Source organism: Hyphomonas sp. (genome assembly GCF_022844445.1).
In the GTDB taxonomy this organism is placed as follows: domain Bacteria; phylum Pseudomonadota; class Alphaproteobacteria; order Caulobacterales; family Hyphomonadaceae; genus Hyphomonas.
This window is the reverse complement of the sequence record NZ_JALHLS010000009.1, coordinates 25,456-40,877: the sequence shown is the minus strand read 5'-3', so window position 1 is coordinate 40,877 and position 15,422 is coordinate 25,456. Positions and strand designations below refer to the sequence as shown.

The following is a 15,422-nucleotide window of genomic DNA, read 5'->3' as shown; positions in this document are numbered from 1 at the left end:
GGCAATACGCAGAAACTGGCACCCAGAGGTTCCCGCCCTGTTACCGGTTTCACCCGGAGCATGGATTCAATCCTTCGTTAATATTTGATTATCACGCTGAAAATCTTGCGAATACAAGTATTCGACAAAGTATTCCCTCGTCGCCCCGAGTTGCCTCGAAGTCACCATTGTACTCAACAGCTAGTCGCCGTTGACTCGCCTATGACGAGACTTAAACTCTGACTTAACTGTGAATTCCACCGTTCGCAGTATTCGCATGCCACGACTTAAAAGGGGAAGAACATGGCTGATGCATCGGCGTATGCTGAGAATATCAAAAAGTACGCAAAAGGTTACAACAAGGCTGCAGCCGAAAAGATCGTAGGGCATTTGGGGATTGCCCTTCGCAACAAGGACAGCTCCGTCGTCGCCTGCTCGGATGGCGGCGAGCTTGACCGGATCCGCGATCGCTGGTGCCGCAACAAGCTCGGCCTGGCGCTCAACCAGGGCGAGCTGGATGCGGGCATAAAGACGGTCTGCGATCAGATGAAGGCTGAAGGCGGCCAGAAATCCCGCGTCACCTTCTATTACCTTCTCGCCGAGCATTTCGGCCGACTCGACCATCTAGCTGGCTGAACACCTCCCACAGGATCACCGATCCGGCCCGGCCCCAAAAGGCCGGGTTTTCTTTTGCCCAGCGCCATGTTGAAACCACACCCATGCTTCGCCTCTTCGCCGCCCTGCCCGTCCCGCCGGACGTCATGCACCCGCTCCGGAAACTGCAGAAGGACCTGCCGGGCGCCAGCTGGCGCCCGGAGGAAAACTTTCACATCACGCTCTGCTTCTATGGCGAGATCAGCCAATCCGCTGCGCGCGACCTGGACGAGCTGCTCGGCGAGATCGAGGCGCCGGTGCTGGATCTCGTCCTTGAAGGCGCCGGCTGGTTTGGCCGCCGCGAGCCGACTGCCGTCTGGGCGCGTGTGCGCGAGACGGATGAGCTGTGCGCCCTTGCTTCGGCCTGCGCACGCGCCGGCCGCCGCCTTGGCCTGGCGCTGGAACGGCGTCCGTTCACACCGCACGTCACGCTGGCCTATTGTCACGGCACGCTGCTGGAGGAAGCCCGCACCTGGAGCGAGCGCCACCAGACCTACCGCAGCGAGCCCTGGCTCGCCGGGGGTTTCCATCTCTATTCAAGCCAACCGCGCGCCAGCGGTCCCTCGCGCTATGTCGCCGAAGCCGACTATCCGCTGACGGGTCCGCTGCCGGATCCGTTCAACGCGACTTGAGGAAGGTGTTGATTGTCAGCCGCCCCTTGCGCGGATCAGGCGACAGGCTGTGGCCCGGCGGCACCTGCCCGGTATGCAGCGTCCAGCCGCGATAGATCACCAGCCGGTTAAACGCCGCCTCAACCCGGTAGGTCTGCTCGAACAGCGGCGTATCGCCGAACAGATATCCCGGCGCCGCCGGCACGCGCTGGAGTTCGCGGTCGAGTAGCTCCGAATAGTCGTCCATGCGCGACGGGCTCACCGTCTCGAAGCCGCTGGTGCGGTGCCTGTAGAATGCGGTCCCGCCATGTTCAGGCCCGCACAGGTAATGCAGCACGGCAAAATAGTCCGGCTCGGGGGCATCGAAATGCGGCATTCTTTGCAGCGGCGCCAGCTCGTCCGGCGGCGTCGTCACCAGCGAAAAGTTGCACTCCACCAGGTCTGCGCCGTTGTTGAGGCCGAACGCGGTCGACAGCGCCTTCTGGATAAGGTCCATCCGCTCGCCGAGATAACGCGGCGGCGCCGGCGCGCGGATGCCCGGATAATGCGGCCCGCGTTTGTCAAAGGTCTGCACGGCAGCGGCTTCGACGAGCGCCTGCGGATCGGAACTGAACCCGTCAATGATGACAATCGGTTCGCGCTCATGCCCGATGCGCCCGATCGTGGGGGAAGGCGCAATCACCATGGGAACGCTCAGGCCTCCAGCACCCGGGACAGGCCATGCGCGCAGGCTCCCTGCACGCCCCTCCCCTTGGCCCGCAACATCCAACGGACACCGGAGCCGATCAACCGGCAATCACAGCTAACGCGGCACCTTGGTCCGGCGCACGATCGCGCGCGTACGCGTCGGATAGGGGTTGCCGTCGCTGGACAGGACGATTGCCAGCCACCGCGTCGCCTTGAACTCGGCGAGTATTGCCATGGCTGCCACCGTCAGCGGCGTCGACAGGAACGCCCCCGTCACTCCCAGCAAGACGCCCCAGAAGGCCAGCGACAGCAGTACCACCACAGGATCGAGATTGAGGTCCACGCCCTGCATCCGGGGCTGGAGGACGTTACCGACCGTGAAGCCAATCACGCTGAGCGACGCCAGGAGGATCAGCGGTTTTCCGAGATCGCCGAAAACCAGCAGGCTGAATGCCGCCGGAAAGAGAATACCCGCCACGCCGCCGACAATCGGCACATAATTCGCCACGAAGATCAAGAATGCCCAGAACATTGGCTGTGGCAGGCCCACCCAGACCATCACCAGCCAGGACGCAGCGGCGATCATCAGGCCGGTTACCGTCTGTATACGGACGTAACTCTGAACCGCCTTCTGGATGCGCGCGAGGATCTGATCAATGTCGACCGCGCCTTCTCCCTTGGGTCTCAGCGCGCTCAGCTTGCGCGAATAGGACGCGCGCGAGGCGATCAAGAAACCCAGGTAGACAAGCACGAACATCAAGATGGAAACTCCGCCTTGCAACCAGTTCAGCATGGCTCCGGCCATCTCGGCGGTCTGCACAGAGCGCAGCATACTCTCGAAATTCGGCGCAAGCCTCACCCCGAACGTACGACTCATCTCCATCAGGATGACGTCCATCCGCGTGGTATACTCATCCGCCCGCGCCAAGATGCCCGTCAGGTTGTCGGTGATGATCACGCTGATCAGCGCAAACCCCGCCATGATGACCAGTAGCGACAGGCCGAGCGAGAGATTCGGCGGCACCTTGGGGGCGATCCGGTGCATCAGCCGGGTGAGTTCCGCCACCAGCGCAAGCAGGAACACAGCCAGCAAAAGTGGCGCGATAATGGCCTGAAGGAAGTAGATCGCCGCGCCTGAGAGCAGCACCGCTGTCAGAATGTTCGCGCCGGAGTTGGCCTGGGCATTGGCTTTGGAACTGGCCTGAGCACTGGCCTGAGCACTGGCCTGAGCACTGGCCTGAGCACTGGCCTGAGCACTGGCCTGAGCACTGGCCTGAGCACTGGCCTGAGAACCATCCTGAGCCGCTTCATCCTGACTTGTCATGCCTTAAGCATCCCCGGTGCGCAGCCCCAACGCGCCGCCGCCCCCACGGTTCCGCAAGCGCGTGACAATAGCAACGCTTGCCCGGCATGTTCAGGGACATTTCGGCCGCGGTTGATGGAACTTTCCCCGCGCCTGTCCGTTATTCACGTTACGCCATTCCACCCTGCAGAAGGAGACCATCCCATGAAACACCTCACCACCCTGACCGCCGCCCTCGCCGGCGCCTTGCTGCTCGCCGCGTGCGGCGACAGCGCCGAGAAGCAGGGCGAGGAGATGGATTCCGCCATCGAGGAAACCCTCACCGGCGAAGAGAACAAGGATGATGCCCTGCTCGAGAACACCGGCGAAGCCATCGACGAAGTCACGGGCAACGAAAACACCGACCCCATCGACGCCGCCGGCGACGCCATTGAAGAAGCGACCGAAGACGCGCCGGAATAGCCTGCGCTGCCCCAGAAACGACGCAACCCCGCCTCGGCGGGGTTGCGTGCATTCCTGTGGTGCCCGGCAACAAATCGGACTCCGTTGGACTTCTATTCTTCTCTCCGCACCTCCCCGCTTGCCACCGGACAACTTTTACGATGATCCTCTGCCCGTGGGAGGTCGCATCGAGTGGGCGTGATATTCATCAGCCATTCGAGCAAAAACAACGCAGAAGCGGTCGCGGTTCGCGACTGGCTGCGCGCCGAAGGCTATGGCGAGACCTTCCTCGACCTTGACCCCGAACACGGCCTCGCCCCCGGCCAGCGCTGGGAAGAGGAGCTGCAGAAAGCGGGCGAGCGCTGCCTCGCCGTCGTCGTTCTCGTCTCGCCGGACTGGTGCGCCTCCAAATGGTGCTTCCACGAGTTCAAGTTCGCCAAGGCCCTCGGCAAGAAGATCTTCCCGGTCCTCGTCCAGCCGACACCCTGGAGCGAGCTGCCCCTCGAACTCACCTCGCAGTTCCAGATGGCCAACATCTCGGCGCCGGAACTGCGCGAAGACGGCCTCACGCGCCTGCGCTTCGGCCTGCAGCGCGCGGGCCTCGACCCGAAACACTTCCACCTGCCCGATGGCCGCCCGCCCTACCGGGGCCTGAAGGCCCTCGAAGAAGAAGACGCCGCCATCTTCTTCGGCCGCGATGCTCAGATCACGGCAGGCCTCGATGCGCTTCGCCAGATGCGGGGGGGAACGCCTCAGCGCATACTGACGATTGCGGCAGCCTCGGGCGCGGGCAAATCCAGCTTCCTGAAAGCAGGCCTCCTCGCCCGCCTGAAGCGAGATGAGGAAAATTTCCTTGTGCTGCCCACCTGGCGGCCCGGCCGCGATGCGCTCTCCGGCGAAACCGGCCTCGCGAACGCGCTTGGCGCTGCGTCGCCGCAGCCCGCTGACGAAGTCCTCGCCGCGCGGCAGGCCGCCGTCATCGCCCGCTTCCAGTCCATGGCCGCCGCCGCCAATGAAACCTGGCGTGGCACGCCGCCCACACTCGTCCTGCCGCTCGATCAGGCCGAAGAACTCTTCTCTGCCGACAATGCCAGCGCGCCCGCCGCCATCCAGCTTCTGCTCGACGTTCTCGCGTCGAAGCCGGACCTCATCGTTGCCGCCACCATCCGCTCGGACGCGCTCGGCAGCCTGCAAGCCGACAGCCGCCTCGCCGCGCAGCTGCGCCTGTTCAACCTGCCTGCCCTGCCGCCCTCGGCGTTTCGCGAAGTGATCGAAGGCCCCGCCAAGCTCACCGATCCGCCCATCACCATCAACCCGGCGCTGACTGACCGCCTGATCGCCGATCTCGACAAGGCCGACGCCCTCCCCCTCCTCGCGTTCACACTGGAACGTCTGGTAACGGACTATGGCCGCGACCGGACGCTCTCCCTGCAGGAATACGAAACCGGCCTCGGCGGCGTCAGCGGCGCCATCAATGCAGCCGTCGAAGCGGCGCTCCGCAAGGCCGAAGCCGACCCTGCCCTGCCCTCTACCCGACATGAGCTGGACAGCCTCGCCCGCGCGGCATTCATCCCCTGGCTTGTCCAGTTGGACGAAGCCGATTCGAGCCCCAAGCGCCGCGTCGCGCGGCTGATCGATATTCCCGAAGCGTCACGCCCGCTTATTGCCCACTTCATCGAAGAGCGCCTGCTCGTCGCCTCCGAGAGCGCGGGCGAACCTGTCATGGAAGTCAGCCACGAAGCCGTCCTCCGCCATTGGCGTGGCCTCGCCGCCTGGATCAGCGAAGAGCGGATCACACTGGAGCGGCTTCAACGAACGCTGCGCTCGGCGCGGGAGTGGGCGGACGACTATAGGATGCAGCGGCGCGCAGACATGCTGGTCCACACGAGCGAGCGGCTCGCGCGGGCGGAGGAGTTGCTCGAACGGCCTGACTTCGCCGCTCTGCTCGGCGCGATCGGGCGGGACTATCTACGCGCCTGCCGCACGGCCGAGTACGAGGCCGCCGCGCGCGAAAATGCGCAGGCCAAACGCGAACTGCGCCAACGCCGCCGGGCCGGGCGTTGGCAGGCGATGGCGGCATCGGTTCTTGTGCTTGGATTTGGCGCGCAAGCCATTAGCGGCTGGTTCCTTTTGTCTGCTCAGCGCACTTTCGGCGCAGACAAATCACGAACGCTTGCGAGCACAGCCGAGCAATTCCTCGCGGACGGCGATCCGAGAAGGGCACTATTGTTGTCGATCCTTGCCAGCCGAGAAACCGCAATCTTGCCCTCCACACCCGAAGCGCACGCCAGCTTTGTCTCGGCCGCACAGTCCTTGAAACAGCAGTTAACGCTCCAGCATGAGGACTACGTTTCCGGCGCTTTCTTCTGGAAGAATGAGACCCGCATCCTGACTTGGAGCAGGGACGGTACCGCCCGGCTCTGGAACGCGGAAACCGGCTCCCAGATCGGGCACTCCCTTCAGCATGAGGGATCCGTGCTTGGTGCCGACTTCTCGAAGGATGAAAGCAGGCTCCTGACTTGGAGCGATGACAAGGCCGCTCGGCTCTGGGACGCCGCCACCGGTTTGCCGGTCGTGCCCGCCCTCCAGCATGAGGAGGTTGTCCGCGGCGCCGAGTTCGCGGAGGACGAGACCCTGCTCCTGACTTGGAGCGATGACAAGACCGCTCGGCTCTGGGACGCCGCCACCGGTTTGCCGGTCGTGCCCGCCCTCCAGCATGAGCAGCCTGTGGATGGCGCCACCTTCTCGAAGGACGAAACCCGCATCCTGACATGGAGCGGCAAGACGGTGCGGCTCTGGGATGCCGCCACCGGCGCGCAGATCGGGCGCGTCTTTCAGCATGAGGAGCCTGTGAATGGCGTCGCCTTCTCCAAGGACGAAACCCGCATCCTGACATGGAGCGGCAAGACGGTGCGGCTCTGGGATGCCGCCACCGGCGCGCAGATCGGATCAGACCTTTGGCATGAACACTATGTCTATGGCGCTGCCTTCTCGAAAAACGAGACCCGCATCTTGACCTGGAGTGGAGGCATACTCGGCGAAACGGGGGAAGCGATAATTTGGGACGCCGATACTGGCGCGCAAAAAGAGCCCATCCTCCGGCATGAGGAGCATGTCTCCGGCGCCGTCTTCTCGAAGAACGGCGCCCGCATCCTGACATGGAGCGGGGACAGAACCGCCCGCCTCTGGGACGCGGCCACCGGCGCCCAGATCGGACCCGCCCTCCAGCACGAGAGCTATGTCTCCGGCGCCACCTTCTCGAAGGACGAAACCCGCATCCTCACTTGGAGCGGCGATACCACCGCGCGCCTCTGGGACGCCGCCAATGGGGCGCAGATCGGGCCAGCCCTCGGGCATCAGGGCGTTGTTTCGGGCGCCGCCTTCTCCAAAGACGATGCCCGCATCCTCACCTGGAGCCGGGACAGCACTGCCCGCCTCTGGAACGCGGCCACCGGCGCCCAGATCGGACCCGCCCTCCAGCATGAGAGCTATGTTTCCGGCGCCACCTTTTCGAAGGACGAAACGCGCATATTAACCTGGAGCGGCAAAACCGCACGACTCTGGGATGCCGTTGCTGGCTTGCCCATCGGCCAAGCTCTTCAGCATGAGCAGCCTGTGAATGGAGTCGCCCTCTCCAAGGACGGAACCCGGATCCTGACTTGGAGCTGGGACAAGACTGCCCGGCTCTGGGATGCGGACACCGGACTTCAAGTCGGGCCTGCCCTGAAGCATGAACGCGCTGTCTTCGGCGCCGCATTCTCGAATGACGAAACCCGCATCCTCACATGGAGTGGAGCGATACTCGATCAAAGCGGGGAAGCCAAAATCTGGGACGCGGGCACGCTGGCGCAGATCGGGGATTCCATTGAGCATGCGCGCGCTGTCTACGGCGCGGCGTTCTCGAAGGACGAAACCCGCGTCCAGACGTGGAGCGGCGACATGACTTTACGGATCTCCGACGCTGGGACAGGTCTACCGATTTGGCCCCCCCTCCAGCATGAGCAGCCCGTGAATGGCGCCCGCTTTTCGAAAGACGAAAGCCGCATCTTGACCTGGAGCGGGAAGGTTGCCCGACTTTGGGACGCCGCCACAGGCTTGCCGATAGGACCCGCCCTAAAGCATGAGGGCTCTGTCCTGGGTGCCGCCTTCTCCAATGACGAGGCCCGTATCCTCACGTGGAGCGAGGACAACACCGCACGGCTGTGGGACGTTCGCCGCGCCATGATAATCAACCCGGACGAAAGCCACATTGCAGATGTTTGCGATACAAACCTACGAGGCTCGTTCGCGCCCGACGACCGAGGTCGGATGGCGCCTTTCCCCCGCCTGATCGATCAGGAACTCGTTACCGCCGCCCCCATTCTGCGCGGCCGAGAAGGCGAAGATGTCTGTTCTGTGCCGAAGCTGCCCTGGTGGGATGCGCCGCTGCAGCTCTTCGCCAACCTGACGGGCATGGAGTGACGCGCCATGGCCCGCCCGGTGTCGCCTAAACCCGAAACATCCGCACGAGACGCAACGCCGCCCGAGGAAACAAAGGTCTTCCTCTCCTATTCCCGCAAGGACGCCGCAATACTGCAGCGCATTGCCGACGCGCTGATCGCGCATCCGGAGTTCCAGCCGGATTTCGACAAGGCCGAGCACGACCCGGACAAGGTCGGCGCCGGGATTTCGGCGGACGAGCCCTGGTGGCAAAGGCTGGAGCAGATGATCGCCGGGGCCGAGGCCATGGTGTTCCTCGTCTCGCCGCACTCCGCCGCCAGCAAGGTCTGCGACGAGGAGATTGCCTACGCGCAGCGGGTCGGAAAGCGAATCATCCCGGTGCTCGCAGGCGCCGTCGATTTCGCCAAGCTGCCGCCGAAGCTGAACTCGCTGAATATCGCGATCGACTTCACGGACTCCGGCCCCGGCTTCGACGCGGCGCTGGCGCACCTCATCCGTGTACTGTCGGTCAATGCCGCATGGCTGCGCGAAGGCCGACGCTACACAGAGCGCGCTGCAGAGTGGGAGCGCAAGGGCCGCCCAAAAGGTGGCCTCCTCCCCTCCGGCGCCTTTGAGGAAGCCGAATCCTGGGCCGCCCGCCGCCCGAAGAACGAACCCGAGCCCGGCGAACTTTTCACCACCTGGATCGCCGCCAGCCGAACACATATCCAAGAGCAGCTTTCACGCGAGCGGCGCCAGATCAGGAGAGCCCGGATCTGGCAGGCCGCAGCGGCGCTGATCCTCGTCGGCGGTTTCGCGGCGCTTGCCTATGGCGGTTGGTTCCTCGTGTCGGAGCAACGTGCTTTCGCGAAATCAAAGTCGCTGATGCTGGCGCGCACGGCAGAGCAGTTGCTGTCGAACGGTGACCCGAGAAGGGCACTACTCTTGTCGATCTTGGCAAGCCGCGAAACTGCCATTTCGCCGTCAACGCCCGAGGCGAATGCGAGCTTTGCGTCTGTTGTGCAGTCTCTCAAGCAACAGGTGGCCCTACAGCATGAAGCGAGGGTCACTGGCGCGATCTTTTCGAAGGACGAAAGCCGAGTCCTGACCTGGAGCGCGGACGGAACAGCCATACTCTGGAACGCAGTCACGGGCTCCCAGATCGGGCCTCCTCTCCGGCATGAAGGAGAGGTCTATGGCGCGGTCTTCTCTTCGGACGAAAGCCGAATCCTCACTTGGAGCTATGACAACACAGCAAGGCTCTGGGATGCCGTCACTGGCGCGCAAACTGGGCCAGTCCTGCAGCATGAAGACCGTGTATCCGGCGCCGCCTTCTCGAAGGATGTAACCCGCATCCTCACCTGGAGCTTAGACAACACTGCACGGCTTTGGGAAACGGGTACCGGAGCCCCGATCGGCCACGAACTCCGACATACAGGTCCTGTTTCCGGCGCCGCCTTCTCGAACGACGAGACCCGCGTCCTCACCTGGAGCGGGGACAACACCGCCCGGCTCTGGGACGCTGCCTCCGGTGCCCAGATCGGCTCAGATCTCCGGCATGACGGCTGGGTCTTCGGCGCCGCTTTCTCCAAGGACGAGTCTCGCATCCTCACCTGGAGCGACGACTACACAGCCAGGCTTTGGGACTCTGCCACCGGTGCCCAGATCGGGCCCGCCTTTCAACATGACGGCACTGTCCGGGGCGCCGCCTTCTCAAAGGACGAAGCCCGCATCCTTACATGGAGCAGAGATGGCACGGCCCGGCTCTGGGACGCTGGCACAGGGGCCCAGATCGGACCTAGCCTAAAACATGACGGCGCCGTCCGGGGCGCCGTTTTCTCTAAGGACGAAACGCGCATATTAACCTGGAGCAGCGACAATACCGCTCGGCTTTGGAACGCTATCGCTGGCACCCAGATCAGCCCCGACTTTAAACACGAAGGCTATGTTGCTGGCGCCGGCTTCTCGAGCGACGAGTCGCGCGTCCTCACTTGGAGCGGCGATACTGGCGTCCGGCTGTGGGATTCCGCCACAGGCGCACAGTTAGGCCCCGCGCTCCGGCATGAGATGTCTGTCTACGGCGCGGCCTTCTCGAAGGATGAAACCCGCATCCTCTCGTGGAGCGAGGACAACACCGCCCGGATTTGGGACGCCGCCACTGGGTCCCAGATTGGGCCCGCCCTCCAGCATGGGGGCTTGGTCAATGGAGCGGCCTTTTTTCCGGACGAAACTCGCATCCTGACATCGAGTAGCGACAACACGGCCAGACTTTGGGACGTTACCACTGGCGCCCAGATCGGACCTAGCCTCAAACATGACGGCGTCGTCCGAGGCGCCGTCTTCTCGGAAGACGAAGCCCGCATCTTGACCTGGAGCTTAGACTACACCGCCCGGCTCTGGGACGCGACCACCGGCGCCCAGATTGGGCCCGCCCTAACGCATGCGAATACTGTCTGGGGCGCCGCCTTCTCGAAGGACGAGGCTCGCATCCTAACCTGGAGCGCAGACAACACGGCCCAGCTCTGGGACTCGACCACCGGCGCCCAGATTGGGCCCGCCCTCCAGCACGAGGGCTGGGTCAATGGAGCGGCCTTCTCGAAGGACGACACGCGCATCCTCACTTGGAGCGCGGACAACACCGCCAGGCTCTGGGACACCACTACCGGCGCCCAGATTGGGCCCACCCTGAAGCATGAGGGCTGGGTCGATGGAGCGGTCTTTTCCCCTGACGAAACTCGCATCCTGACATGGAGTAGCGACAACACCGCCAGGCTTTGGGACGTGACCACTGGCGCCCAGATCGGGCCCGCCCTCCTTCATGAGGACGGTGTGTCCGGCTCCGTCTTCTCGAAGCACGGCACCCACATCCTCTCGTGGAGCAGAGATGGCACGGCCCGGCTCTGGGACGCTGGCACAGGGGCCCAGATCGGACCCGCCCTCCAGCATGTATACGATGTGCGGGGCGCCAACTTCTCGAAGAACGAAACCCGAATACTCACCTGGAGCGAAGACGACACAGCTCGGTTGTGGAACGCTGCTACAGGAACCCAAATCGGTCCCACCCTCCGGCATGAGGACCGTGTCCAAGGCGCAACCTTCTCCAAGAACGAAACCCATATCCTGACCTGGAGCTCTGACAACACCGCACGGCTCTGGGACGCCGCTTCCGGCACCCAGATCGGCCCGGCGTTGCAGCATGAGGACATAGTTTTCGGCGCCAGCTTTTCGAAGGACGAGACCCGCATCCTGACCTGGAGCAACGACCGCACCGCGCGGCTCTGGGACGTTCGGCGCGCCATGACTATAGTAGCGGACGATAGCCACATTGCAGATTTCTGCGAAGCAAGCCTGCGCGGCTCGCTGGCGCCCGACAACAAAGGCCGGATGGCGCCTTTCCCGCGCCTAATCGACGCAAAGATCGTCGAGACCGCGCCTATCCTGCGCGGCCGCGAAGGCGAAAATGTCTGCGCTGCCCCGAAGCGGCCCTGGTGGGATGCGCCGCTGCAATGGGTCGTGAACGTGACTCGGATGGAGTAACACTCGGAAAGTCACTCGGCTTCGGAGGAAAGACGTCCTGCAACTTTCCCAGCTCACCACTCCGCCATCTTCACCCGCTCATCCCAGTACCGCGCCCGGTGATAGGCCTTGCGGACTTCGTCCGTCCCCAGATGGCCAAGCTCCGCCTCAATCGCATCGGCTTGCCACTTGCCGCTCTCGTTGAGCAAGCTAGACGCGCTCGCCCTGAACCCGTGGGGCGTGTGCTCGTTGTGTGAATAGCCCATCCGCTGCAGCGCCCGGTTCATGGTCACTTCGCTGATCGGCTTGCCGGGCGACTGGTGCGACGGAAACACAAGCAGGCTGCGATTGTTCAGAGCCTGTAGATCCCTCAGGATGGATACCGCCAGATCCGGAAGCGGCTTCACATGCTGGCGCCGCATCTTGGCCCGCGTCTCCGGGATGGTCCAGGTCCGCTTTTCAAGGTCAAACTCCTTCCAGTAGGGAAGGCGCAGTTCGCCGGGACGGGGGTAGAGCAGCACCATCAGTTTCAGCGCCGCCTGAGTTTCCACCTCGCCCTTATAGCTCCAGACATGCCGCGCAAGTTCTTGGAAGGCCGCTTTTTCGGTAATCGCCGCCCGGTGGCTGACCTTTGGCGGCATGATCGCGCCGCGCAGCCCGAAGGTCGGATCGGTGTCCGCCCGGCCGGTGGCGATAGCGTAGCGAAACACCTGCCCGATCACGGCGCGCATCCGAACAGCGCTCTCGTGATGCCCTTTCTTCTCAAGTCGTCGAAGCGGCTTCAGGATGTCAGGCGCAGTAATCTCCCTGATCAGACGATGCCCGAGATCAGATTCGGCCATGCTGAGAAGCCAACGCTTCTTCAAAATCGTGATCTCGGCGCGCTCAAGCAGCTCGTTGGCAATCGCAGAAAAGGTGTCTTCCGCTCTCGCGCGCCGCTCCTCCCGGTCAGCCTTCGCCTTGGCGCCGGGATCAATTCCATCCTGCAATAGCCCCTTGGCTTCCTGCCGCTTTTCACGAGCGCGCGCGAGCGACGTTTCAGGATAACTTCCCAGCGCGATCAGCTTCTGCTTGCCGTCGAAGCGATAGGCGAGGCGCCAGAGCTTGGAGCCTCCCGGCGCCACTTCAATAAAAAGCCCGCCGCCATCCGATTATCGATAGGCGCTCGCTTCGGGCTTCAGATTCCGCAGCTGTGTATCGGTCAGAGGCAAGGCATGCACCGTGTTGGTAGATTGTTGGCATGACCTCAATTCATACCAACACAGATTCCAACAATTTTCCCGGACGCCAACGCAGGGCTTCGCGCCGCTTCGGATCGATCCGGACGCTAACCATTGAATTTATTTGCCTATTTTTGTTTCGTCTCGGACCCTTTCGGACTGGTTAGAACCAGCAGTTGGTGCCCCTGGCCGGACTTGAACCAGCACTCCTTGCGGAAGCGGATTTTGAATCCGCCGCGTCTACCATTTCACCACAGGGGCCCTGGGTGATGACGCCCGGTTCCTGCCGCAGGCGGCAGGGCGGTGTCAATCGGCGCTTGTCAATCCGCGCCCCGATCCCGGCCTCGTGACGCTCCGCCGCATTGCCGCAGAGGCCGCCATCGCGTGAATGAAGGCCATGACAGCGGTGAGTTCTCCCCTTGCGGGTCTCCTTTCGGGCTGGCGCTGGCCGGTCGCGGCCCTCGCCGCGTCCGCGCTGATGCTCGCGGCGGCCCATGCCTTCCAGCAGTTCGGCGGCCTTGCCCCCTGCCCACTGTGCCTGCGCCAGCGCGAGGTCTACTGGGCCCTCATCGCCATGACGCTGACCGGCCTCGCCATCTGGCGCGTCGTGCCCAAGCGCCGCTTCCTGGTGGCCCTCAACGTGCTGATCGGCCTCGTCTTCCTCACCGGGGTGGTGGTGGCGGCCTATCATGCTGGCGTCGAATGGAAGTTCTTCCCGCCCCCGGCCGGTTGTTCATCCGGCGGCGTCAACCCGCTCGAGATGGGCAGTCTGGATGCCCCCATCTCTATCCCGCTCTGCAATGATGCGCCCTTCTACATCCTCGGCCTGTCGATGGCCGGATGGAACGGTGTCGTCTCGGCCCTGCTTGCCGCCGCGAGTTTCGCCGCCGCCGCGATCACCTTCCGCAGCTACAGGACGAAATAGGCCGCTCCCCCGGCCAGCAGGCCTGCCGCCGCGCCGAACGTGCCGAGGGCGCGCAGCCGCCGCATCCAGGCCGGAATCACAACGGTGCCTGTATCCCAAAACCCGTGGACCACGTGCGCCGCCGCCGCCGCCGCATAGACCTGCCAGTCGAGCGCGCCAAGCACGCCGTAAAGCACGAGGCCCCAGCCCGTGAGTGATCCGATTACGGAACATATCAGAACACCAGCGCGCGGCCCATCGTCGCCGCGGGCCACCACTTCTGCGCCCCAGCGCAGGCCGCCCAGGAAGGACAGGATCACCGCGCCGTAGACCAGCAGCGTCAGCCCCGCCTGCGCCTGCAGCACGGGATTTTCCCGTGCCATCCACATTACGCCCGCGCCCGCCGCAAAGGGCAACACACCGGCCGCCGTCAGCATCAGCGGCGCGGCGGGGATCCCGGAAATCCTCATGGCCTAGAGCCCCAGCACCTTGCGGGCGATAATATTTTTCTGGATCTCATTTGTACCGCCATAGATCGATTGCGCCCGCCCGGCGAAATAGCTCGCCACGTCGCGCGGGCCAGACCCGGCCGACGGCGCCCGATGGCCCACGAAAGGCCCGGCGGCTTCAAGCAACAGTTCCGTGATCGCCTGATGCGTCTCGGTCGCGAGAATCTTCACGGTCGAGGAGGCGTCCCCCACTGAGCCGCCAGAGACCTGCGCCGAGAGAATGCGGAACACTGTCATCTCCAGCCCGTCCACCGCAATCTCGGCGCGCGAGAGCCGCGCGGCAAACCCTGGATCGTCGATCAGCCGGTCGTTGCCGCCGTCGGGCACTGCGCTCGCGAGGCTCCGGACATGACGCAGCATCGCGCGTTTACCGCCGATGCGCGCATATGACGTGCGCTCGAAACCGAGCAGGTATTGCGAATAGCTCCAGCCCTTGCCTTCTTCGCCGATACGATTGGCTTCGGGCACCTGCACATTGTCGAACAGTACTTCGTTCAGCGCATGGGCCCCGTCGATCGAGATGATTGGCTTCACGGTCACGCCGGGCGCGTCCAGCTTGCAGCAGATAAAGCTTATGCCCTCCTGCTTCTTCTCGCCCCGGCTCGTCCGGGCAAGGAGGAAAATCCAGTCGGCATGCTGCGCGGCAGAAGTCCAGATCTTGTGACCGTTCAGCGTGTAGACGCCATCCTTCAGAACGGCGGAAAACTCGAGGCTCGCAAGGTCCGATCCCGCGCCCGGTTCGGAGTAGCCCTGCGCCCAGCCGACCGATCCGTCGCGGATACCGGGCAGCCACTGCTCTTTCTGCGCCTCTGACCCGAACGTGTAGATCACCGGGCCGACATAGATCACACCCATCGGCGTCACTGTGGGCACGCCGGCGCGCTCCAGTTCCTCGTCGAACACATACTGTTCCTCGAGGCCCCAGCCTGGCCCTCCATATTCTGTCGACCAGGCTGTGGCGAGCCAGCCCTTCGCACCTAGGGCCATCTCGGACCTGCGCACATCCGCCGTCGTCAGGGGCGTGCCCGCCTTGTACTTGTTTATAATGTCCTTTGGGAATTCGGTCTCGAACCAGCTGCGCACATGCGCGCGGAAAATCTCGGTCTCGGGGGCAAATTTCAGGTGCATGGACAGGCTCCTCGGGCAACCGGAAGCCTAAGCGGATGGCCGTCCGAGGCA

General features: G+C 63.8%; 11 protein-coding genes, 1 tRNA gene and 1 pseudogene. 6 read left to right on the top strand and 7 right to left on the bottom strand.

From position 1 onward, the window contains the following. Positions 1 to 282 precede the first annotated feature (282 nt). Both Q0C17_RS11365 and thpR read left to right on the top strand, forming a co-directional pair. Complete coding sequence (locus Q0C17_RS11365) at positions 283 to 615, top strand: DUF2853 family protein (protein ID WP_291206062.1); 333 nt, start codon at positions 283 to 285, stop codon at positions 613 to 615. 83 nt (positions 616 to 698) lie between these two features. Further along, entirely contained in the window at positions 699 to 1,265 is a 567-nt protein-coding gene (gene thpR, locus Q0C17_RS11360) for an RNA 2',3'-cyclic phosphodiesterase (protein ID WP_291206059.1), read from the top strand. Here the strand turns inward: thpR and Q0C17_RS11355 are convergent. Then, positions 1,252 to 1,929, bottom strand: a complete 678-nt coding sequence (locus Q0C17_RS11355; protein ID WP_291206056.1) for a DUF6445 family protein — start codon at positions 1,927 to 1,929, stop codon at positions 1,252 to 1,254. The genes thpR and Q0C17_RS11355 overlap by 14 nt on opposite strands. A 117-nt stretch (positions 1,930 to 2,046) precedes the next feature. Continuing rightward, on the bottom strand, positions 2,047 to 3,255 hold the full coding sequence (locus tag Q0C17_RS11350) for an AI-2E family transporter (protein WP_291206053.1): 1,209 nt from the start codon (positions 3,253 to 3,255) through the stop codon (positions 2,047 to 2,049). A 183-nt stretch (positions 3,256 to 3,438) separates the two neighbouring features. Between Q0C17_RS11350 and Q0C17_RS11345 the strand changes: the two genes are divergently transcribed. The 3 genes from Q0C17_RS11345 (at position 3,439) to Q0C17_RS11335 (ending at position 11,631) form a co-directional block, all read left to right on the top strand. Beyond that, complete coding sequence (locus tag Q0C17_RS11345) at positions 3,439 to 3,696, top strand: hypothetical protein (RefSeq protein ID WP_291206050.1); 258 nt, start codon at positions 3,439 to 3,441, stop codon at positions 3,694 to 3,696. Between the two features lie 171 nt (positions 3,697 to 3,867). Then, positions 3,868 to 8,136: a TIR domain-containing protein gene (locus Q0C17_RS11340; RefSeq protein ID WP_291206048.1), complete on the top strand. Its 4,269-nt coding sequence runs from the start codon at positions 3,868 to 3,870 to the stop codon at positions 8,134 to 8,136. A gap of 6 nt (positions 8,137 to 8,142) precedes the next feature. Further along, positions 8,143 to 11,631: a toll/interleukin-1 receptor domain-containing protein gene (locus Q0C17_RS11335; protein ID WP_291206045.1), complete on the top strand. Its 3,489-nt coding sequence runs from the start codon at positions 8,143 to 8,145 to the stop codon at positions 11,629 to 11,631. Between the two features lie 53 nt (positions 11,632 to 11,684). On the opposite strand, the gene Q0C17_RS11330 is transcribed toward Q0C17_RS11335, so the two are convergent. From Q0C17_RS11330 to Q0C17_RS11325, 3 genes and pseudogenes are all read right to left on the bottom strand, one after another. Continuing rightward, positions 11,685 to 12,452, bottom strand: coding sequence for a tyrosine-type recombinase/integrase (locus Q0C17_RS11330; protein ID WP_366914817.1), 768 nt, complete (start codon positions 12,450 to 12,452; stop codon positions 11,685 to 11,687). Positions 12,453 to 12,572: 120 nt separating this feature from the next. Continuing rightward, positions 12,573 to 12,749, bottom strand: a pseudogene (locus Q0C17_RS18185) (Arm DNA-binding domain-containing protein); the annotation flags it as partial. A 258-nt stretch (positions 12,750 to 13,007) separates the two neighbouring features. Continuing rightward, positions 13,008 to 13,091: transfer RNA gene (locus tag Q0C17_RS11325), tRNA-Leu, on the bottom strand. Between the two features lie 136 nt (positions 13,092 to 13,227). Here Q0C17_RS11325 and Q0C17_RS11320 point away from each other — a divergent pair. Then, entirely contained in the window at positions 13,228 to 13,755 is a 528-nt protein-coding gene (locus Q0C17_RS11320) for a disulfide bond formation protein B (protein WP_291206042.1), read from the top strand. On the opposite strand, the gene Q0C17_RS11315 is transcribed toward Q0C17_RS11320, so the two are convergent. Together Q0C17_RS11315 and Q0C17_RS11310 are read right to left on the bottom strand one after the other, a co-directional pair. Further along, positions 13,740 to 14,204, bottom strand: a complete 465-nt coding sequence (locus Q0C17_RS11315; RefSeq protein ID WP_291206039.1) for a DUF3429 domain-containing protein — start codon at positions 14,202 to 14,204, stop codon at positions 13,740 to 13,742. The genes Q0C17_RS11320 and Q0C17_RS11315 overlap by 16 nt on opposite strands. A gap of 3 nt (positions 14,205 to 14,207) precedes the next feature. Further along, positions 14,208 to 15,371, bottom strand: coding sequence for an acyl-CoA dehydrogenase family protein (locus Q0C17_RS11310; protein ID WP_291206036.1), 1,164 nt, complete (start codon positions 15,369 to 15,371; stop codon positions 14,208 to 14,210). Between the last annotated feature and the right edge of the window lie 51 nt (positions 15,372 to 15,422).

Bases quoted from the DNA above. Each gene is read 5' to 3' on its own strand.
- Q0C17_RS11350 (WP_291206053.1), bottom strand. From the start codon at position 3,255: ATGACAAGTCAGGATGAAGCGGCTCAGGATGGTTCTCAGGCCAGTGCT.
- Q0C17_RS11320 (WP_291206042.1), top strand. From the start codon at position 13,228: ATGACAGCGGTGAGTTCTCCCCTTGCGGGTCTCCTTTCGGGCTGGCGC.
- thpR (WP_291206059.1), top strand. From the start codon at position 699: ATGCTTCGCCTCTTCGCCGCCCTGCCCGTCCCGCCGGACGTCATGCAC.
- Q0C17_RS11345 (WP_291206050.1), top strand. From the start codon at position 3,439: ATGAAACACCTCACCACCCTGACCGCCGCCCTCGCCGGCGCCTTGCTG.
- Q0C17_RS11330 (WP_366914817.1), bottom strand. From the start codon at position 12,452: ATGGCCGAATCTGATCTCGGGCATCGTCTGATCAGGGAGATTACTGCG.
- Q0C17_RS11355 (WP_291206056.1), bottom strand. From the start codon at position 1,929: ATGGTGATTGCGCCTTCCCCCACGATCGGGCGCATCGGGCATGAGCGC.
- Q0C17_RS11310 (WP_291206036.1), bottom strand. From the start codon at position 15,371: ATGCACCTGAAATTTGCCCCCGAGACCGAGATTTTCCGCGCGCATGTG.
- Q0C17_RS11335 (WP_291206045.1), top strand. From the start codon at position 8,143: ATGGCCCGCCCGGTGTCGCCTAAACCCGAAACATCCGCACGAGACGCA.
- Q0C17_RS11365 (WP_291206062.1), top strand. From the start codon at position 283: ATGGCTGATGCATCGGCGTATGCTGAGAATATCAAAAAGTACGCAAAA.
- Q0C17_RS11315 (WP_291206039.1), bottom strand. From the start codon at position 14,204: ATGAGGATTTCCGGGATCCCCGCCGCGCCGCTGATGCTGACGGCGGCC.